Consider the following 21,515-nt stretch of genomic DNA (forward strand, 5'->3'; position numbering starts at 1 on the left):
TTGATTTTTAATGAAGAAAATATTTCCTGTGCTAAAATAATAAGCAAGGAGTTGCGAACAAATGATCAAAATTTTAACAGGTCGTCAAACCGATCCATTACAAGAAAAAATTCTGGAAGAAGCAATTAACAATTATCAAAAGCATCCAGAATATGAAACTTTCATCATCGTTCCTAATCATATCAAGTTTACCACAGAAGTTAAGGCGATTAAAAAACTTGCAGCAAGTCAGCATAAAACTGAAACCACAGTTAAAAACTTGCAAGTTTTATCATTTTCACGTCTTGCTTGGTACTTCTTAAAAGATGCTGAAGTTGGTCTGCCAACTCAACTTGATGATGCTGCAGCAGCTATGCTTTTAAGCAAAATCATTCAGGACAAGCAAAATGACTTAATGCTTATTAAAGAAGACAAGCCAAATTCAGGAACGGTAAAACAACTTTACGATACTATTTTACAGGTTCACGATGGAAATCTCGACTTAGATGATTTCAGTGACGAAAATTTAAATGAAGAAACACGTAAAAAACTGCATGATTTAAGAATTATCTATGATGCTTTTATTGAAAAGACAGCTGGAAGATTTTCAACCAAAAACGAAGCGCAGTTGCAGCTGAATCAAGTTTTAGCTAAGAATCAAAATTTAAAGACAGCTAGCTTTTACTTTACTGATTTCTCACATTTTTCTTTACAGGAACAATTGACAATCAAATTGCTCTTCAGAAAAGCTAAAAACGTTTCTTTAGCCTTCAAAACTCAACTCGGAGATATTAATCCCAAGGCTGAAGAAGGCGATTATGATTATGTCATTCAGCAAACGATTCATAAGCTTGCATCTTTTTTGGATGAAAGAAGGATCTCTTATCAAACAGAGGCTTATCCGCTTCAACCTAAGCAAAGCGGTCGCGAGATTTTGAATGGCATTTGGACACAAACTATTCCAGCAAATGATGAATTAAAACAGGTTCAGCTTGTGCGTGCGGATTCACGTTATGCAGAAGCCTACTTTGTTGCGCGTACGATTTACCAGCAAGTTGCATTAAATAATTATCGTTACCGCGATTTTTTGATTTTGGCACCAAATCTTCATGAATATGAAACTTATTTAACGCCTATTCTACGGCAAAATCAGATTCCTTATTTTGATGACTTGCAGCAAGAGATGAAATATCATCCGCTTGTGGTTTTAATTGAAAATTTAGCTAAACTAGATGAGCGTCTTTCTACGCAAAACATTTTGACCATTCTGAAAACAAGACTTTTAATTCCTTCCTGGTATCAAGATGAAGCTAGCTATTTGCACGATGTTGATGAACTAGAAAACTTCGTTTTGGCTCATGGGATAAATTATGATCTTTGGAAAAAGAGCTTTTCGGATTTTGTCAAGGCTGAGGTAATTCGCCTGGATAAGCAACCTGAAGAGATCGGTCGAATTGATAAATTGCGCAGCTATATTATTGATAAAGTTACGCAGCTGTTTACTGATTTAAATGCAGAAAATAATAAAGAGGGCAGTCGAAAGGCAATTACTATTTTCTTCAATTTCTTAGCTGACAACGGCGCAATTTCACAGTTGGAAAAGTGGCGTTCTGAGGCAAATGATAAAGGCGATTTGCAACAAGCAGAGCAGCCAGAGCAATTGTGGAGTTTGCTTATGCAGCTTTTGCGCGATTATCTTTTAATTAGCCCAGATCATTTTGATCAGGACGAATTCTTTAAGATGCTGATCAGCGGCTTTAAAGAGGCCAACTTTTCACAAATTCCATCAACTTTGGATGCCGTGAATATTTCTGAAATCGGAATGGTTCAAAACAATGGCTATAAGCAGGTTTTTATCATCGGTGCTACCAGCTGCAACCTGCCAAAAATTCAAAAAACACCAGGATTTTTGAGTTCGGAGAACTTAGCGCAAATGGCCGCCGATTTTGATGAGGATTCATACCTGGAAGATCGCCAGGATTTAAACAATTTGGATCAAAATTATCAGTTTGGTCTAGCTCTTGCTTTAGCCGAAGACCGCGTATATCTTTCTTATCCGGTATTGAATGCTGCCAATGAGGAATTGAAGCCATCGCTTTTTTATGAGCGTTTAAAGCAAGATAATGCCCCAGAAATGAGCCAGCATGATCTGCCAGATAATCTGCAGGAATTGCTGTCATTTATTACTAATCCCGAGGCTAGTTTGGGATATTTGACATATCTAAAATCAATTTCAAATAGTAAAGCCATTGAGCAACTATTGGATTTGGCAAAGCAAAAGCTTCCACAAAAAACAAATGCCGTTTTGAAAGCAAGCATTTACGATAATCAGCCTGTCAATATTGGAGAAGGACTAGCACAAGAATTATATGGACAAAATTTGAATGCCTCTGTATCACAGTTAGAGACATTTTATGAAAATTCATATGAATATTTCTTAAACTACGGCTTACGTTTGCGGAAACGGTTTGAAAATGAACTTGACGTTATTCAAGCCGGAAACTATTTCCATGAAACTTTTGACAGATTAGTAAAAGAATTGAATCGTAAAAAACTCGATTTAGGCAATATTGATCAGTCTGAACTGGAAAAATTATTAAATGAAGCTCGTCTTCAGATGCAGCAAGAAGGACAATATGCTCAGCTAATGAATGATCCTTTTAACAAGTACTTATTTACTTGCTTGGATCGAACTACTTCAAAAGTTGCAAGAAACTGGCGCAAGTCCCTCATTCAAACACCATTAAGGGCAAAATATTCTGAACTTAGTTTTGGATTAGGAGAAAAAGTTAACGGTTTATCCTTGCCACTCTCTGATTTGTCAGGGCAGCATAAAGCTCAATTGCGCGGAAAAATGGATCGAGTAGATTTAGCTCCTGTCAGTGGTAAAAATCAGGTTCTAGCTCAAATAATTGATTACAAATCATCTGCTAAAAAATTTGATCTTAGTCTTTTCTACAGTGGTATTAGTTTGCAGATGGTGTCATACCTAGATGTTTTAAGCAAGAACCAGCAATTTTTTGCTGGTGAAGAAAAGCTCTCCCTTTTAGGTGCTTTCTATCAGACAGCGACCCAGCAGCTAGAACGACTAAACAGTTCAAATCTGATCGGCAGTGATTTGACAATTAAAACTAATGCTTTAGACAGCAAGCCTAAGTTAATGTATACCGGATTAATTTCAAATGATCCCGAAATCTTGACGGAGGCACAACCACTTTTGTCAAAGAGCCAACCAGTTTCTGAGCTTTATACTGATTTAAGAATTAAAAGAAATGGCGACTTTCATTTGCCTGCTAACCGCAACTTTAGCGAAGAAGAAATCAATTTGCTCTTACAGTATGATGAATGCTTAATTAAGCAGGCATCCCAACAGATTCTATCTGGAAAAATAAAACTAAATCCATATAAATATGGAAAAAGCAGCAATGCTTTAACTTACTCTGATTATCGTGATATTTTCTTCTTTGATGCCATGTTGCGACAAAACCAGTATCACGAAATTACTAAAATCGACAAAAAAGACTTATTGAGCAAGATTAGAGAAACACTAGGAAAGGATGCAGATTAATGCCTTTTACTAAGGAACAGCAACAAGCTATCGATGATCGTGGCAAGGATATTTTGGTATCCGCTTCTGCAGGTTCAGGGAAAACCACGGTTTTGGTTCAACGGGTATTAGATGAAATTTTAAGTGGTACTGATGTTGATCAGTTGCTGATTGTTACTTTTACCAAAGCCGCCGCTGAAGAGATGAAGGAACGAATCAAAAATGCATTGACGCAGGCCTTGCAATCTAGCAATCAAAAAAGATACTTGCGCCGCCAATTGAATAAAATCGATACGGCCAATATTTCAACCATCGATGCTTTTTGTTTGGAAGTAATTCATCGTTTTTATTATGTTATCAATCTTGATCCCAGCTTCAGCACCTTGACTGATGAAACACAGGCAGCTTTGCTTAGAGAACGAGCTCTAAAAGATATTGAAAGCAGTTTTTTGACAGCAGAAGACAATCAAGATTTCATTGATTTCTACAATAATTTTGCTGGTGATCGGGATGCAGAAGCTGCGCATGATCTTTTGCTCGATCTGTATAACTTTGCAATGACAAAACCCAATTATATTGATTGGTTGAGGAGTTTGCCTGATTCTTATGCAATTGAAGACTGCATTGTTAAAAGTGATTTATGGCAAGAGCAAATTAAACCTTACCTGCAAGAAAACATCAAAGGTTTGGTTGAGAAAATTGAGCGAATTCTGACGGATCCGGCTATGCAAAGTAAGGAATTGCAAAAAGTAAATCAAAATTTCAGTTTATTCCTTCAAAAAGTCAAGCTCTTCTCAAAGGGACTAAACGATGATTTAGACTATAACGAATTAAGAGAACGACTGCGCAGCTGTATTTTTGAATTAAAACCACGAAAATCAAGCAATTGGGATGAAGATTTGCAAGAATTTTATCAAACCACGCAGGATTTGAAGGCAGAAGCAAAAAATCAAATTTTTGATATTTTTACAGCTTTCTTTGCGAGCGATGAAGATGAACAAATTAAAGTTATGCATCACGGCCAGAAAATCATGAAAACGATCGTCAAGGCAGAAGAGGCTTTGATTAAGCATTTTGGTGAGCTTAAGGCAGCTGAGAACTTGCTTGATTATAGTGATATGGAACAGTTTGCATATCAAATTCTTTCTTCAGACACTTCCAATGCTTCTTTGGCACGCGATTTTTATCGTGACAAGTTTAAAGAAATTTTAGTTGATGAATATCAGGACATTAACCCGCTGCAGGAAAACATAATTCAGACTATTAAAGACAAGGATAAAAACACTGTCTTCATGGTAGGGGATGTAAAGCAGTCTATTTACGGTTTTAGACAGGCTGAACCTAGTCTGTTTTTAAAAAAATATCACGATTTTGGTCAAAAAAGTGATTCTTCACAAGAGCGAATTTTGTTGTCCGATAATTTCCGCTCGACAAGACCTGTCACCAAAATAGTCAATCATTTATTTAAACCGCTTTTAAGTCGAAATTTTGGCGGAATTGACTACAAATCTGAAGGCCAGTTGGTATTTGGGGCCAATTATTATCCAGCTCATTTGGATCAAGCCAGTGAAGTAATTTTTCATGAAAAGAGCAGTGCTAATAGCGATGATGATCAAGACATTGATTTTTCAGAAATTCAGATGGTAATTAACCGGATTAAACATTTTGAAAAAGAAAAACTGCAAGTCTTCGATTCACATATGGGAAAATTGCGACCTTTCCGCTATAGCGATATCGCTATTTTAACCAGAAGTCGTAGTGATAATCTGCAAATCATGCAGGAATTTGCTAAAAATGATCTGCCACTTTTTGTAACTGACGCCCAAAACTATTTCCAAACTTTTGAACTAACGATTATGATGAATTATCTCAAAATAATCGACAATCCGGACCAGGATATTCCTTTGGTAACAGTTTTGCGTTCCCCTTTGTTTGGTTTTGATGAAAAAGATTTAGCAAAAATCAGAATCAAAAACAAGCAGACCAGTTTTTACAGTGCACTTTTAGCTTATGTTGCAAGTAATGATTCATTAAGCCAGCGAATTAAAGACTTCTTAAATAAATTGGATAGTTTGCGTGATTTTGCTGCAACGCACCGAATTTCAGAATTGATCTGGAGTATTTATGAGCGAACCAATCTATTGGAAATTATGACGGCTCTGCCTAATGGACAACAGCGCCGAGTAAATTTGGAAGCTTTGTATGAGCGAGCTAATTCTTATGAAAGTGCCGGTTTCAAGGGCTTGTATCAATTTATTAACTTCATCAACCGCATGCGCCGCTCACAAAAGGACTTGGCACAACCACTTCTTACTAAGAAAGCTGGTAATGCAGTAAGATTAATGACAATTCATGGCTCGAAGGGACTAGAATTTCCGATTGTTTTTTATGTTGGAATGGAACACCATTATCAGATGCGTGATTTAACTCGCAATTATGTTATTACTGGAAGTTCTTTGGGATTAACAATCAAAGAAAGCAAATATCGTCTGGACTCATTGGTTAAAGCAATCGATAACGTCAATAAAAAACAGCAGCTCCTTGAAGAAGAGGCTAGAATTCTTTATGTCGCTTTGACGCGGGCTAAGCAAAAACTAGTTATGGTAGGAGATATTGCCAATTTTGATAAAAAAGTACAGAGCTGGAAAAATAAACTTAATCTCAAGGATAAATTGTCATTAGCTGATAAGCTTTCATCAAATAGTGCTCTTAGCTTCATTGGACCAGCGCTTGCTTTTGATCGTCATATTGCACAAAAAATGAACGATATCAGTCCTGCAATTGATCAGACTGAGGATCTGATTTATATCAAATACGATGATCAATTGAAGCCAGTTCCAAATGAACAAGAAGACAAAACTAATAATGACGAATATGATTTATTAAATGAGACAACCAAAAAACTGTTTGATTTTACTTATCCTTTCAATGATGCCAGCAAAACGACAGCTTATCAAGCTGTTTCCGAAATTAAGAAAGCATTCAACGATCCACTTGATACTGATTTGGAGAATAGTCATCTAATTGCATCTACCAATCGCTATTTGCAGCCGATCGATGATAAGCCTAATTTCCTTTTTGAGACTAAATTTACAGGAGCTGAAATAGGTACTGCAACTCACCTTATTCTGCAGTATTATGATTACTGTGATCGCCAGGAGGGTCAGCTGGCTGATGAAATTAAAACTTTAATCACCCAGAAAAAACTCAATCCGGATATTGTACCAAGTATTCATCAAGACCAAATTAATTGGTTTGTAAACAGTGATTTTGCTCAAGAATTTTGGAAACATCCCGATCGACTAAAACGAGAAGTAGATTTTTCAAGCTTATTGTCCGCTAAAACATTATTTAAGGATTTTTCCGATCCGAATGCCAAAATACTGGTTCACGGTACTATTGACGGTTATTATGAAGATCACGATGGCATTATTCTATTTGACTATAAAACTGACCACGTTGATCAGACGCATCTTGAACGGGCTATTGCAGCAATTAAAGCAAAGTATGCAGGGCAATTAAGACTATATGAAAAAGCGCTGACAGAATTCAGTGGCAAAAATGTTAAGAGTAAGTATTTAATTTTGTTAGATGCTAAAAAAGTTGTAAAAGTAGATTAAAATAAAACTGAATTACACAATGAAAGGAGGGCAAAGATGGCTAATATCTTCGCAAAAGATACTTTTGCGGTAGTAGATTTGGAGACAACAGGAACGCAGAGAGAAAATAATAATCATATCATTCAGTTTGGCTGTGCGATTATTAAAAATATGAAAGTCGTTAAGACTTACTCCTTTATGATCAATCCCCATCGCAAAATTCCTTTATCAGTGCAGAATTTAACGCGGATTCATAATGAAGACGTCGAAAAGGCTCCCGACTTTTCACACTATGCCGAGAAAATTATTGCTATATTGGAGGATACAGTTTTTGTTGCTCATAACGTTAATTTCGATCTGCCTTTTTTGAATTACGAGTTAATGCAGCATGGATATCCAGCCTTAACCAATAAAGCAATTGATACTGTTGAACTTGCAAAAATAGCTTTTCCAACTTTACCATCATACAAGTTAAGTGATTTAACTTCGCGTTTAGCTATTAAGCATTTGAACCCACATAAGGCTGACTCAGATGCATATGGAACAGCGATCTTATTAATTGATATCATTCACCGCTTGGAAAAACTGCCACAGGCTACCTTAAATACTTTAGGTTCTTTATCGTCTGAGTTGGTGAGAGATACATCATGGGTCTTGAATAAAATTGCTGACTACTATCGCAAGCAAAAACGACCACTTGCCAAAGAATTTATTCAAGTCAGAAATATAATTTTACAAAAACAGATTGACCCATCTGAACGTTTTGCAGGTGAAAATAATAAGTTCCCTCAGGACAATAAAACTAAGAAAGAAATGTTCAAGGGAAAACTGAATTATCGCAAAGCACAGGTGGATTTAATCAATCACTTGCATCAATTTATTAAAGATCCTAATGAACGAGCAATGATGGTGGAAGCACCTAATGGCACGGGAAAGACATTTTCGTATCTTTTCAGTTACGCATATGAATTATATTCAGGCAGAAAATTAGTAATTGCTGCACCTACAAAAGTATTGCAGGATCAAGTTATTGATCGTGAAATTCCGCAAATGCTTGAAATCACCAAATTGGATTTGAAAGCGGAAGTAGTAAAATCGAGCAGTCATTATATTGATTTGGATGGCTTTGTACAGAGTTTATTTAAAGGAACTCCTAATAAGCCTACCTTAGTGTTGCAAATGCAAATTCTAGTTTGGCTTACCGAAACCAAAACTGGGGATTTGGATGAGCTGCAATTGACTAATTACAACGCTCCTTTATTTACGCAGATTTCTCATCCAGGGGATGCTAGAGTTGGCAGTCGTTTTGCTGAAGTAGATTTTTGGAATTTGGCCCGCGAGCGGCAAGAAGAGGCGGATATTTTAGTAACTAACCATGCTTATTTGGCCAATCATTACATGGACACAATTTGGGGGCAGAATCCATATTTAGTAATTGATGAAGCTCACCGCTTTAAAGAAAATGCTATCTCCTCACGAAATGATTCTTTGCAGTTTGAATCTTTATGGGGCGTTTTAAGTCACTTGCGCAATTTGCTTTATTACGCGGAGGACAGTGTACAAAATCAGTTTTCTGAAGACGTTGAATTAAACTTTTTGTTGAAAAAACTTGATCCTGAGATTTTAGCGTTAATTTATCAAATTAATGATTTACAAAAAGCGCTCTACGAACAAAAAGATTTGGCAATCAGTCAATCTTTGCTTCCGAACGGAAATTTGCAGCTAAGTTTTCAAGGCAAGACTTTGTTTCCTGATGATGGAGCTTTTCGGTCTCAACTTCCAGCCTTCCAGCAAAAGCTTGAACAGGTCAGACAAGAAACCAATCAGATTTTGTTTCAGCTTTATCAAGAACAAACAAGCTTGCTTGCTAACGAAGAAAGTCTTTTAAGTGAAATAACTGAGCAAATTGATCGATTGGATGACTACAGCGAAAAAAGCTATCAGCTTGCTGATTTGATCAATAATAAGGATAATTTGCAAGAAGAGGGCTTTATCCTGGTTGCCACTAACCCAGAAGATCCATTAAGTTCCAATTTGAAGTGGTTAATGCTGGATGCAGATAAAGAATTAAAGCAAATTTACAATCGTTTTGATCATCTGCTTTTTGTCAGTGCTACTTTGACTGTTGATCATGACTTTTCTTATGCAATTGGACAGTTATCAGTTGAAAAACTGATGCCAATTACTTATATTGGAAAAAGCACCTTTAATTTAAATAAACATTTAGAAGTTTTAGCGGTTAAAGACATGCCAAAGCCGAATAGTGAAGAATATGAAAAAGCAATTGAAGAAATTATTACGTCTGATTTGCTTCAAAAGAATCACGTTCTAATTTTAATGACGAATTTGGACACCATCCGTGAGACTTTTTCTAAAATCGTCAACAATCCGAAACTAAAGGACTTTGAAATCTTAGCTCAAGGCATAACCGGTTCAAATAATCGAATTGCTAAACGTTTTAGTATTGCTAAAAAGGCAATTATTATTGGTGCGGACAGTTTTTGGGAAGGAATAGACTTTCATGACTGTGGCGTTGCTCTCGTCATTGCTGCAAAATTGCCATTTGAATCTCCTGATCAGCCTGAAGTTTGCTTAAGACAAAAACGCTTAGAGAACCTTGGAGTTAATGTCTTTGAAGAAGACAGCTTGCCGCGTGCGGTTGTTCGCTTGCGACAAGGAATTGGGAGATTAATACGTGGTGAAAAAGATCATGGTCAGTTCGTAATTTTAGATTCACGACTATGGACTGAAAACTACGGTCAAGAATTTATTAAGGCAATTCCAGTCAAAACTGAGCAAATTACAAGAAAAGAATTGAAGACAAAGCTAGATAATTATGATCAGAGACGACACTAGACAAACAATTAAGTTTATTATTTGGGTTATTGTAATCGCAATTTTGTTATATATTGCCAGCATTTTCGTATTTTTCAGAGCGGGCAGTATTGGCAGAGGCAATGATCGACAGATTGCTCAAATTGCTAGACAAAAAACGGCAATAACTAACGTACAGACTTACTATCATTTAGATCGTGGCGTTAGCAGCTATGCTTTAAAAGGAACTGATAGCAAAGGGAAGACTTACTATTTTGTTTATTTGCCTAAAACCAAGAAGGCTTATCTCTACCAAGCAAGCAAAGGTACCAGTCAAAGCAAAATCAAAAGTACTTTCACTGCTGCACATAAAGGAGCTACAATTAAAGGCATTAATTTAGGCTGGTATCAAAATAATCCAGTTTGGGAAGTTGCCTATCAAAATAGCAAAGGCAATCTCGGCTACACGCTTTATGATTTTAAGACAGGAAAAGCAATAAACGAAGTCGATAATCTGTAAGTTTATGATATGATATAACAGTAAAAAGATAAAAAGGTGGATAGGAATTTTATGACAGAATTGATTTCAATTAAAGATTGTTCTAAACATGTTGATGAAGAAGTCAAAATGCATGTTTGGTTAACAGACAAACGCTCAAGTGGTAAGATCATCTTCTTGCAATTGCGTGATGGTACCGCATTTTTCCAAGGTGTTGTTCGTAATAATGATGTTTCTGATGAAATTTTTGAAGCAGCTAAAACTTTACGTCAAGAAGCAAGTTTTTATATTACAGGAACAGTTCACAAAGATGAACGTTCACACTTTGATTTCGAAATTCAAATTTCAGATTTGAAGATTGTAAGCAACAATGAAGGTTACCCAATTGGTAACAAGGAACATGGTATTGACTTTTTGCTTGATCACCGTCATTTATGGTTAAGATCAAAGAAGCCATTTGCAATTATGCAAATTAGAAATACTATGTTCAAGGCTACTGTTGACTTCTTTGAAAAAGAAGGTTTCATCAAGTTTGATGCACCTATTTTCATGCATTCAGCTCCAGAAGGTACTACTCAATTATTCCACGTTAATTACTTTGATCGTGACGCTTACTTGTCACAATCAGGTCAACTTTATGGTGAAGCTGGTGCCATGGCTTATGGTAAAATCTTTACTTTTGGGCCAACATTTAGAGCAGAAGAATCAAAGGGTCGTCGTCACATGACTGAATTTTGGATGATGGAACCTGAAATGGCTTGGATGCACCAAGATGAATCATTAGACCTCCAAGAAAGATACTTGGCTTATATGGTTAAGCAAGTTTTGGATAACAATGAATACGAGCTTCGCATTTTAGGTCGTGATCCTGAAAAACTTCGTTCAACCACCGAAGGCAATTTTGTACGTCTTCCATATGATGATGCAGTTAAAATGCTTCAAGACGCTGGACGAGACTTTAAGTGGGGCGATGACTTTGGTGCTCCAGATGAAGGTTACATTTCTGAGCAATACGATCGTCCAGTCTTTATTGTCAACTATCCAACCTCAATTAAGCCATTCTACATGAAGAAAAACCCAGAAAATCCAAAGGAATACTTATGTGCTGATGTAATTGCACCTGAAGGCTACGGTGAAATCTTTGGTGGTTCTGAGCGTGAAGGAAACTACGAAATTTTAAAGCAACAAATTGAAGATGCTGGACTTAATCTTGAAGACTATCAATGGTATCTTGATTTACGTAAATTCGGCGGTGTTCCTCACTCAGGCTTTGGTATGGGCTTTGAAAGAACAATTGCTTGGGTTTGTCACCTTGATCACATTCGTGAAGCAATTCCATTTCCAAGATTGATCAATAGAATGCAACCATAAAAAAACAAATAATAATTTAAAAAGTTGGACTAATATTAATTAGTTCAACTTTTTTTAAAGGGGAAATTTTTATGCATTTTAATGATTACCGAAACTTAGGCTTTACTACTTTACCTAACGGCTTAATCGCATATTATCCGCAACTTCATATTTCTGATGCAGAATTACTGCTAATAATTCAATTGGAAGCCTTTGCTCAACATGGCGAACAATTTCCATCAAATGAAAAAATAGCGGCCAATACAAATCTCTCAGTTAGTGAAGTAGCCAACCTAATTCAACAATTGATTGACCAAAATTATTTGGCAATTGAACAAACTACGGATTCTCAAAACAGGATAGCAGACAATTATAGTCTAAAACCCTTATATGATAAATTGGATGAATATCTTAACGAGCATGTTTTGGTAAAAGATCAACGTCAACAAAATAGTACTAAGATCAGCGATAGTTTGGAAAATAATCCGTTAAATCGAATCGCACGTCAGTTTGAAATTGAATTTGGTCGATATCTTAGTCCGATTGAGCGTGAAGAAATTGCTTCTTGGTTGAATGTTGATCATTATTCGCCTGAGATCATCAATTTAGCTCTTAGAGAGGCTGTTTTATCACAAGCGTATAGTTTGAAGTACGTTGATCGAATCCTCTTAAATTGGCAAAGACACAATTTAAAAACAAGTTCAGAAGTTAAACAATTTTTGCAAAGGAATCGTTAAATGAAAGAAAAGTTATTAAGCGATCAGGAAGCCCTAGCTGTTTTAAAAAGAATTGCCAGTTTATACCCGGGCGCAAAAAGCGAATTGCAATGGGATAGTAAATTTCATTTGCTATGTGCCGTTTTAATGAGTGCACAGACGACTGATAAGATGGTAAATCGTGTTATGCCACAATTTAGTGAAGATTTTCCAACACCGCAAGCACTGGCAAAGGCTCCAATCGCGAAAATTGAACACGATATTGAGAAGATTGGATTATATCATTCAAAAGCTAAACATTTAAAGGCGACAGCGCAAATTTTGGTTGATAAATATGATAGTCAAATTCCGGCTGATAAAAAGAAATTAATGCAATTGCCGGGAGTAGGAGAGAAAACTGCCAATGTCGTTCTAGCCGAAGGATTCGGAGTTCCGGCAATTGCGGTTGATACGCACGTTTCGAGAATATCGAAAAAATTTCATATTGTTCCTGCAAAGGCTACCCCGCATGAAGTTGAAAAAAGATTGGAAGAGCTTTTGCCAAAAGAAGAATGGATTCATACTCATCACGCGATGATTCGTTTTGGCAGATATACAATGCCGGCTCGTGCAAAAAATCCTGATCCATATTCTTATTTACCACCAGAAAAATAGAGCAAAGAAAAACAAGTTTGGAAAAACCAAACTTGTTTTTTGTTTAACGATTATCTCGATTGTTATTATTGTTATCGGTATTTTCTTCTTTCTTTCGACTCGATTGAGAACTCGAACTAGAAGATGCTGAGCTTGAATTATTCTGTGATGAACGTTCAGCACTGCTTGACTGAGTTGTACTGCCATTTTCAGAACTGCTGCTTTGCTGGCTTTGACTGTCTTGAGCATTTGATGAAGACTGTTCATTCGTATTCGATTCTTCATCTTCTTCGTCATAACTTGAAGAGTTATCAGTTAATCCAGCAGGAGCATGACCCTTAACAAATAATTGCCATTCACCTGACTGCCCGGCAGAAGCAACTTCAGGTGGATTAGAGTTTTTAACAATTTTAGCTCTAATAACTGATGAAGGCTTTACCCAATCAGTATTTGCCTTATTCTGCATCAGATATTTCATCATGCTCTTATAAATCAATTGAGCCGATTGCTGACCAGCACCTGAAATAGTTCCGTCCTTTAAATTGTCATAGCCTGTCCAAACACCCATGACGTAACTCTTAGTATAACCAACAAACCAAGAATCCTTTGGTGTTGACGAGTAACTAGGGTACTTAGCGAGTTCAGTCTCAGAATACTTAACAGTACCAGTTTTACCAGCCTGGTAGAGACCTGAAATTTTTGCAGATGTACCTGATCCTTTCTTAATAACACCTTTAAGCATATCGGTAATCATATAAGCAGTTGAACGCTTCATAACCCGTACACCGCTTGAATCATAATTTCTGGTTAAACCATCTGGAGTTTCAATCTTAGATACAAATTGTGGTTTATGATAAATACCTTCAGTAGCAAAGGCGCTGTAAGCTCCAGCCATTTGCAAACTAGAGGCGTTAGCACCGATCGCAACTGACAGACCTGAACTTGCTGGAACATTAATGCCCATTCTCTTCGCAAAGACAGATGCACGCTTCACACCAACTTTAGCCAATGTTTTAACAGCCGGCACGTTACGTGATTGTTCCAAAGCATACCGCATTGTCATTGCACCCATATACTTATTATCCCAGTCATAAAGCTGAATATTAGTACCAGGATATACGTACTTGGTATCTTCCAGAATTTTTGCAGTTGACCAATTCAAATATTCAATAGCAGGAGCATAATCCAAAACCGGCTTAATCGAAGAACCAGTTGATCTTCCTGTTTGAACGGCACGGTCAAGTCCTAATTGAACTGATGGCAAATGGCGACCACCTAGAATTGCGATAACGTGACCATTTGTTGGATCAACGACAGTGGCACCAATTTGCATTGCGTTGTTGGTAAATGGAATTGAACCATTGTTGGCTAATTCATACAATTTGTTCTGTGCTTTTTGATTGATGTTAACTGTAATCTTTAAGTTATCGTTATAAGGATCAAAGCCCTTTTTCTTAACTTCAGAAATAACTTCCTTAATATATGGATCATCAATCTTGCGCAACTTAGATTCGCTGCTTGATTTATGCTTTACCAAGCCCTTAGTTATGCTTTCATTAACGGCTTTCGTATATTGCGATTTGGTAATTTTATTGTTATTAAGCATAGCCTTTAACACAATATCGCGCCGATACTTGGCCTTGGCAGGATAGAGGTACGGATCATAAGCAACTGGAGCGTTAGGCATCCCAGCTATTAAAGCAGTTTGGGCTAAATCAAGTTGACTAAGCGACTTGTTGTAATAGTAATTTGCCGCGGTGCCCATTCCATAATTACCGTAATTCATGTATACCTTATTAATATAGAATTCCAGAATTTGATCTTTGCTGAACTCGCGTTGAACTTTCATCGCAAGCCATGCTTCTTGAGCCTTACGCTTTAAAGTTCTTTGCGAAGCTGCAGTTGAAAAGACGGTCAATTTTACTAATTGCTGAGTAATCGTAGAACCACCTGCCGCAATACTATTGCTTTTTGCATTAGTTACCATTGAGCCGATAATTCTGACTGGATCAACTCCAAGCTTATCTGAGTAAAATCGCTTATCTTCGACAGAAACAACAGCATCTTTTAGTTGTTGCGGAATCTTACTGTTTTTAACATAAATTCTTTTTTCTGAGCCAAGAGATAGCAAAAATTTACCATCTGTTGTATAAAGACTCGAAGTACCGCCGCTTTGCAACTGGTCTTGACTAATATTTGGAGCATCTTTTGCATAATATGCAAATAATCCAATACCGGATACAACTACCAATAAGATCAACAAGAAAATCCATTTGATAATTTGTACCCATATGCGGTTGTTTTTCCGCTTCTTATTGTTAGCTCTGCGAGATTCTCGTGACGCGTTTGCGCGGCTAGAGCCATTACTTCTACTTGTCATTGTTCACTTTCCTAACTGAAATAAAATGATCAACAGCCATTAGGTATGGTAGAGTAGGACGAAAGCCAGATTTGATTTCAATTGAATGATCTTCAATTTCTTTTAAAGTCATTGAGCTCTTATCTTTGGACCACCACGCTTTAATGACGAAACTAGCAGGCGTAACAAAATAACGCTGCAAGCTTGTGAATCCAATAATTGTAAAGCAAATTCCATCTTGTTTCAAACATTCAGCTAAATGAAAAATTTGGTGTTCATGGAAGTTTTTCAAAGGGAAATTGGTCTTATTTCTTGTTTCTTTTGCTTCAAAATCAAGGTAATATCCTTGATACACACCATTATAATCAGTAGTTGAGGCTTGTCTAAAATAAGCTTCACGAATTACGGCCTTTGACCGTTTCGGGTAATCTACCTTGACAATTTGAATAGGAGTAGGCTTTTTATGAACTACTGCAATTTCTTCTTCAAGGTAGTACTTATTCGATTCATTGATTTGCTGTTCCAGCGTCATCCCACGATCAGAAAAATTTACACCTTTTTTATGATGATAGGCACGACTTAATTTTGGTTTATTTGCTGGTTTTCTAAAAGCGGCCATGCTACCGCTAGGATATTTGACCATTGACTTCACTCCTGTTAGCATTATAGCAATAAAGAGATGGTTTTTGAATAAAAGGAAGCTTCTTGTATTATGCAACGTTTGTGGGTAACTGGATATCGTAGCTATGAATTAAATGTTTTTGGTGATAAGGACCCCAAAATTACGGTAATTAAATATGCTTTAAGCAATTACTTCAAAGCAAGATTAGATGACGGAGAATTAGATTGGATCATTACCGGTGCTAATCTTGGTGTTGAACAATGGGCAACACAGGCCGGAATCGAACTTAGAAAGGATTATCCAGTAAGAGTTTCGATCATGACGCCATATGAGGAGTTTGCAAACCACTGGAACGAAAACAATCAAGCTGCTTTTTTAAATTTGAAAAACCAAGTTGATTTTTTTGCATCAACTTCTAATACTCCCTATCAAAGTCCCATGCAACTGCGAAACTATCAAAATTTTATGTTGCGTCACACTGATCGGGCTTTAATGATTTATGATGAAGAACATCCAGGAAAACCAAAATACGATTTTAATAGTATAAGAAGGTATCAAAAAGATCATGAATATCAACTTGATTTAATTGATTTTTATGATTTGCAAGATGCAGCTGAGGAATATCAGGAGAATCACGAAAGCAATAATTTTAATCAATAAAGTTTAAAGTTTTACTAAAGTGCTTTTAGTTATTTAATGCTTTCTTGCTTTTTGCTAAAATAAAAGAGAATGAAAGGGAGTTGTCAGTCGATGGCAAATTTAAACGATATCAAATTATCATCAGAAGATATTTTAAAGAAACAATTTAGAAATAAAGTAAAAGGCTATGATCCAGATGAAGTTGATGCTTATCTTGATCAAATCATCTCAGATTACGAAACTTTTTCTTCTATTATTGAAGATTTATACGGACAAATCGGTAAGTTGCAACGCGAATTGATGGAAGCAAAAGAAACACAAAAGCATGTTCAAACTTCTGTTGCTGTTACTGAACCTGAAGATGTCAGAACATACACACCAACCAATCATCACAGCAATACCAGCTTTGAAGAAATTGATACGCAAGGTGAAATCTCAACGAATATGGCTATCATTCAAAGAATTTCTACCCTAGAACGCAAAGTTTACAATTTGGAACAACGAGTATACGGATTACAAAAGTAAGCTTGCAAAAATAGTATATTTTGTTATAATTAATTGACAGTGTGAATTTTGAGCAGTCGCGGTTAGCTTTATGCTAGCTGAGGAAAGTCCACGCACGCACGAGCTGCGATGCTCGTAGTGATCGTATTCAGCCTAATAAGCTGGAGGATTTTTAATCACGGCGGAAAAAATGCTAAATCTGCGGACATGCATAAGTATCCTGAAAAGTGCCACAGTGACGAAGCAAAATCGGAAACGGTTTTGGTGGAACGAGGTAAACCCTGCGAGCGTGTAACCCAAATTTGGTGGGGGCGTCTCGATCTAAGAAATTGAACTAAAGGTCGGATTATTGCTTAAAGCAATAAAGATAGATGGCTGCTGAAGGTAATCTCGCCAAGGATTGCTGGAACAAAACGTGGCTTATAGAAATTCACACGGCAGAGTTGAGCTTCTTTTTTGGGGTTCAACTCTTTTTTTAATCAAAAAGAAACGAAAGAGCATTGTATGAAAGAATATCAACTTTATGCAACAATGGGTGCTGGTTTTGAAAGTGTTGTTGCTAAAGAACTAAATAATTTAGGTTATCAAACGCAAACTGAAAATGGACGCGTTTTTTTCAAGGGAACGCAAGCTGATATCGTCAAAACCAATCTGTGGCTTCGCTCAGCAGACAGAATCAAAATTCTGCTTAAAGAATTTAAAGCTTTAGATTTTGACACTTTGTATAACGAAGTCTACGACTATGACTGGGCAGAGTTATTACCAGTTGATGCTAAATTTCCGGTCCAAGGAAGGGCAGTTAAATCTAAGCTTCATTCAGAGCCGGACGTTCAGTCAATTGTAAAAAAAGCAATTGTTGATAAAATGACGTCTGAATATCATCGTCGTGGTTTTCTTCCCGAAAGTGGCAACGAATATCCGCTAGATGTTCATATTTATAATAATAAGGCACGGATTTCATTAGATACAACTGGTGCTAGTTTATTTAAACGCGGCTATCGAATTGAACATGGTGGTGCACCTTTGAAGGAAAACTTCGCTGCAGGCTTGCTTCTTTTAACGCCATATAATGGAACTCATCCATTGATTGATCCAATGACCGGTTCTGGAACTCTGGCAATTGAAGCAGCTTTAATTGCCAAGAATGTAGCTCCTGGTACTTGGCGTAAATTCGCTTTTGATGGCTTTGACTGGTTTGATCCACAATTGCATAAAGATGCAGTTGAAGAAGCAAAAAGTCAAGTAAAAGAGTTAGAGGCACCAATTTGGGCTAGCGATATCGACCAATCTATTTTGGAAGTTGCAAAGCTTAATGCTCACAATGCAGGAGTATTGCAAGATATTCGCTTTAAGCAGGTAGCAGTCAAAGATTTTGCGACTGATTTGGAGAACGGAATTATTATTGCAAACCCTCCTTATGGTAAAAGATTGAAAGATCGTAAATCAGCTGAAGTTTTATATCAGCAGATGGGTGAGGTTTTTAAACCTTTATCCAGCTTCAGTCAATATTATTTGACAGCAGATCCTAACTTTGAAAAATGCTTCGGCAAGAAAGCAACGAAGAAGCGTAAGTTGTTCAACGGTAACTTAAGAGTAGATTTCTATCAATACTGGGCTAATAAAAATGATCACAAATGATCTCAATACAGAAATTTGGGTAATCTCTGATACACATTTAATCGCTGATGTTTTGCATGATAATGGTCAAGCCTTTTCCAGAATGCAAAAGACAAGCCAAGGAAAAGATTTATATTATCAAGAAACAGTGCTTAAGTCTTTTGTCAAAATGGCTAACGAAAAGCAGCCTGCGGCAATCGTTGTTACTGGCGACGTTACATTTAATGGCGAAAGAAATTCTGCTGAAAGGTTTGCTCAAATTTTCAAAGGATTAACTAAAACAAAATTATTAGTTGTACCTGGCAATCATGATATTTTTGATGGCTGGGCAAGAGAATTCCGTGGCAAAAAGCAATTTTATGCAGGTCAAATCAGTCCGATGTTTTGGAAGTCTATTTTTGATAAAAGCTATTGGGCCTCTGAAGATGAAGATAGCAATTCTTTAGCTTATAGCGTCCAGCTTAATCCTAATTACTTGCTTGTTTTGGCTGATTCAAACTATTATGGCAAAGAAGAAACGACAACTGCGCCTTTTACAAGGGGTGCTATCAATAAAGATGAATTGAAATGGTTGGAAAAGCAATTTAAGAAGGCTTCCCAGCAGCATTTGCGGCCAATTTTATTCATGCATCACAATTTGTATGCTCATAATCCTGTAGTCAACCAAAATTATGTTTTGGATAATGCTGCAGAAGTTAGAAGATTGTGCGCTCGCTATAATGTTAAGTTGGCTTTTTCCGGTCATATTCATGCTCAAAATATCTTGGGACCGCAAGAAATGACACCAACTACAGAAGTAGTTACTTCGAGTTTTTGCTCAACTGATCAAGGATATGGCGTAGTTCGTCTTCACCAAAAACACATTACTTATGTTCGAAAATCATTTGATATGCGCAAATATCTTGATGATCATGAGAGTCAGGACTACACATTGATGCATTTTCATGATTATCTAAAAAATCTTCAGCTTGGTACTTTAGCAGCAAATTTGATGCAAACCGACTTGAAGAAGAACAGGGATTCACTGGATCTTATTCGTAAAATGGGACGTTTGTTTGCAGAAATGAATTATAATTTTTACACTGGTCAGAATCACTTAAAGAACAGTCAATTAGCTAAAATTCATGCTTCTGAAGCTTATAAAACTTTAATCAATGAACATCCTGAATATGAGCTGTATCTCAAGACGCTGTATGATACTTCTAGTCATAGTAATTTACAGGTAAAAATTCGCTATTAATGTAATGAGGGATCTAAGTGAAAAAACATTTTATTCAACTTGGAAGAATCGGGTTAATTTATTATTGCTGGTTATTTATCATTCTATTTATAGGCTTAGTTTTTGCCTATGAAGGCACAGAAAAGGTTAATTGGATTTCAATTATTATTACGGTTGTTTTCTTTTTAATCTTGGGCTATATCTTATGTAATTCCTATTATGAAAAAGATTTGCTTAAATTGCCTTATCGTTCAAAAATAAAACAACCAATTTCAGTGATTACGGTTTGGACTTGGAAGGCTATGCGAATTGAAAAAATCAAAGTAAACAAAATGCAAATAATTTATCTTTTTAGAATTAAGCGAAAGAAAAAGCGAGGCTAAACACCTCGCTTTTTTTAATTAATCTTGAACTTCTTTTGAATTGATCTCAGCAATCGGCTTGCCGTTTTCATCAAAATAACTATCAACATCGCGACACCAAATTAACGCCATTGTGTGTTGACCAACATGGACTCCAACTACTGGACCAATAATTGCTGTATTAAATTTAATTTCTGGAAATTTTTCACGGTAGTCAGCAAGCCATTCTTTTTCCCGCGCTGGATCAAGTGAATCAAAGACAGTGCACTGAATTGGATATGGCATTTCAGACGTTAATTTTGCAAAATCATTTTGAACATGTTTATAAGCACGTTTGTATTGTCTTTCCTTAGCAATTGCTGAGATCTTGCCTTTGCCTTGAACGTCCATTGATAAAATAGGTTTAATATGCAGAAGAGTTCCCATAAAACTGGATGCGTTTGATAAACGTCCCGTTCTCTTCAAGTGATTCAAATTATCAACCATGAAGCGGATATCCATTGTTTTACGCAAGTCTTCAAGATCATGCATTATCAGATCAGGACTTGCACCGGCTTGCACCAATTTTCCAGCTAATAAAGCAGCATCAGCTTCACCAGCACAAGTAATTTTTGGATTAAACAAATGAATTTTGATTCTTTTTTCTTCTTTGGCAATATTGACTAAAGAACTATAAAAACTAGATAAGCCGCTTGAAATAGGAATAATAAAAACATCCGTATAGCCCTCATCAACATAACGATCCAAATATTTTTGAACCTCACCGGTTGAAGGTTGAGAGGTAGTTGGTAACGTTTCAGCATGTTCAAGTTTTTGATAAAACTCCTCATAGCCGATATCAATTAAGTCCTTATAAGTTTTATCACCCCAAATAATTGGGATAGGAATGACATCAATGTGGTATTTTTCTTGATCCTCTTTTGATAAATATGCGGAACTATCTGTTAAGACAGCAATTTTCATAATTGGTCCCTCCATTAATTTTCTCTGTATCTATTTTAATGTATTAAGACTTAATAAGTAAAATTTTGGTATAATTAAATTATAATTTTTTAG

General features: G+C 36.4%; 15 protein-coding genes and 1 other RNA gene. 13 read left to right on the plus strand and 3 right to left on the minus strand.

What is annotated here, in order from left to right; all coding sequences use genetic code 11:
• The first annotated feature begins 61 nt into the window (after nucleotides 1-61).
• The 7 genes from B2008_RS02155 (at nucleotide 62) to nth (ending at nucleotide 13,158) form a co-directional block, all read left to right on the plus strand.
• Nucleotides 62-3,547: a PD-(D/E)XK nuclease family protein gene (locus tag B2008_RS02155; protein WP_281827942.1), complete on the plus strand. Its 3,486-nt coding sequence runs from the start codon at nucleotides 62-64 to the stop codon at nucleotides 3,545-3,547.
• On the plus strand, nucleotides 3,547-7,146 hold the full coding sequence (gene addA, locus B2008_RS02160) for a helicase-exonuclease AddAB subunit AddA (protein WP_281827944.1): 3,600 nt from the start codon (nucleotides 3,547-3,549) through the stop codon (nucleotides 7,144-7,146). Before B2008_RS02155 ends, addA begins: the two co-directional genes overlap by 1 nt.
• A gap of 36 nt (nucleotides 7,147-7,182) precedes the next feature.
• Nucleotides 7,183-9,981, plus strand: coding sequence for a helicase C-terminal domain-containing protein (locus tag B2008_RS02165; RefSeq protein ID WP_281827946.1), 2,799 nt, complete (start codon nucleotides 7,183-7,185; stop codon nucleotides 9,979-9,981).
• Nucleotides 9,962-10,459, plus strand: a complete 498-nt coding sequence (locus B2008_RS02170) for a hypothetical protein (protein WP_281827948.1) — start codon at nucleotides 9,962-9,964, stop codon at nucleotides 10,457-10,459. The genes B2008_RS02165 and B2008_RS02170 overlap by 20 nt, the downstream gene beginning before the upstream one ends.
• Nucleotides 10,460-10,510: 51 nt before the next feature.
• Entirely contained in the window at nucleotides 10,511-11,809 is a 1,299-nt protein-coding gene (asnS, locus tag B2008_RS02175; RefSeq protein ID WP_281827950.1) for an asparagine--tRNA ligase, read from the plus strand.
• 71 nt (nucleotides 11,810-11,880) lie between these two features.
• Entirely contained in the window at nucleotides 11,881-12,525 is a 645-nt protein-coding gene (locus B2008_RS02180) for a DnaD domain protein (RefSeq protein WP_006351164.1), read from the plus strand.
• Complete coding sequence (nth, locus tag B2008_RS02185; protein ID WP_281827952.1) at nucleotides 12,526-13,158, plus strand: endonuclease III; 633 nt, start codon at nucleotides 12,526-12,528, stop codon at nucleotides 13,156-13,158.
• 43 nt (nucleotides 13,159-13,201) lie between these two features.
• Here nth and B2008_RS02190 read toward each other — a convergent pair whose 3' ends face one another.
• Both B2008_RS02190 and recU read right to left on the minus strand, forming a co-directional pair.
• The gene (locus tag B2008_RS02190; protein ID WP_281827954.1) at nucleotides 13,202-15,517 is read right to left on the minus strand and encodes a PBP1A family penicillin-binding protein; all 2,316 of its coding nucleotides are present in this window, start codon (nucleotides 15,515-15,517) and stop codon (nucleotides 13,202-13,204) included.
• Nucleotides 15,507-16,139: a Holliday junction resolvase RecU gene (recU, locus tag B2008_RS02195; protein WP_281827956.1), complete on the minus strand. Its 633-nt coding sequence runs from the start codon at nucleotides 16,137-16,139 to the stop codon at nucleotides 15,507-15,509. Before recU ends, B2008_RS02190 begins: the two co-directional genes overlap by 11 nt.
• A gap of 69 nt (nucleotides 16,140-16,208) precedes the next feature.
• Between recU and B2008_RS02200 the strand changes: the two genes are divergently transcribed.
• The 6 genes from B2008_RS02200 to B2008_RS02225 all read left to right on the plus strand — a co-directional run bounded on the left by B2008_RS02200 (nucleotide 16,209) and on the right by B2008_RS02225 (nucleotide 20,480).
• Nucleotides 16,209-16,778, plus strand: a complete 570-nt coding sequence (locus B2008_RS02200; protein WP_281827957.1) for a DUF1273 domain-containing protein — start codon at nucleotides 16,209-16,211, stop codon at nucleotides 16,776-16,778.
• Nucleotides 16,779-16,868: 90 nt separating this feature from the next.
• Nucleotides 16,869-17,282, plus strand: a complete 414-nt coding sequence (locus B2008_RS02205; protein ID WP_281827959.1) for a DivIVA domain-containing protein — start codon at nucleotides 16,869-16,871, stop codon at nucleotides 17,280-17,282.
• 44 nt (nucleotides 17,283-17,326) lie between these two features.
• Nucleotides 17,327-17,689: RNase P RNA component class B (gene rnpB / locus B2008_RS02210), an RNA gene on the plus strand.
• 76 nt (nucleotides 17,690-17,765) lie between these two features.
• Nucleotides 17,766-18,899 (plus strand): THUMP domain-containing class I SAM-dependent RNA methyltransferase, encoded by a 1,134-nt coding sequence (locus B2008_RS02215; RefSeq protein WP_281827960.1) that lies wholly within the window; start codon nucleotides 17,766-17,768, stop codon nucleotides 18,897-18,899.
• Nucleotides 18,886-20,118: a metallophosphoesterase gene (locus tag B2008_RS02220; protein WP_281827962.1), complete on the plus strand. Its 1,233-nt coding sequence runs from the start codon at nucleotides 18,886-18,888 to the stop codon at nucleotides 20,116-20,118. The genes B2008_RS02215 and B2008_RS02220 overlap by 14 nt, the downstream gene beginning before the upstream one ends.
• Nucleotides 20,119-20,135: 17 nt before the next feature.
• Nucleotides 20,136-20,480: an acyltransferase gene (locus B2008_RS02225; RefSeq protein WP_281827963.1), complete on the plus strand. Its 345-nt coding sequence runs from the start codon at nucleotides 20,136-20,138 to the stop codon at nucleotides 20,478-20,480.
• 18 nt (nucleotides 20,481-20,498) lie between these two features.
• Here the strand turns inward: B2008_RS02225 and B2008_RS02230 are convergent, their stop codons facing one another.
• The gene (locus tag B2008_RS02230) at nucleotides 20,499-21,422 is read right to left on the minus strand and encodes a DegV family protein (protein ID WP_281827965.1); all 924 of its coding nucleotides are present in this window, start codon (nucleotides 21,420-21,422) and stop codon (nucleotides 20,499-20,501) included.
• Nucleotides 21,423-21,515 lie beyond the last annotated feature (93 nt).

The organism is Lactobacillus sp. UBA5813, assembly GCF_002417895.1.
Lineage (GTDB): Bacteria > Bacillota > Bacilli > Lactobacillales > Lactobacillaceae > Lactobacillus > Lactobacillus amylolyticus.